Source organism: Paeniglutamicibacter sp. MACA_103 (genome assembly GCF_045798555.1).
Classification (GTDB): Bacteria; Actinomycetota; Actinomycetes; order Actinomycetales; family Micrococcaceae; genus Paeniglutamicibacter.
Genome location: NZ_JBIXLN010000132.1, coordinates 1 through 301, shown reverse-complemented (window position 1 = coordinate 301; position 301 = coordinate 1). Strand labels below are relative to the sequence as shown.

Annotated in this window: 1 pseudogene; it reads left to right on the top strand. The window is 72.4% G+C overall.

The features are described from left to right. Positions 1–301: pseudogene (locus ACIPVK_RS21850) on the top strand (hydroxyquinol 1,2-dioxygenase); the annotation flags it as partial.

Sequence of the window (301 nt, the reverse complement as noted above, 5' to 3'; positions counted from 1 at the left end):
TCGGCGGGGACATCGCCGGCGGAGCGGCCGGCCAGCCCTGCTGGATCGAGGGCACCGTCACCGACACCGTCGGCACCCCCGTCCCCAACGCGCGGATCGAGGTCTGGGAAGCGGACGAGGACGGGTTCTACGACGTCCAATACACCGACGCACGCATCGCCGGGCGCGCCTACCTCTACTCCGACGCGGACGGGAAGTATGCCTTCTGGGGCCTGACCCCGACCCCGTACCCGATCCCGCACGACGGGCCGGTGGGCCAGATGCTCGAATCCGTGGGCCGCTCCCCGGTGCGCGCGGCGCA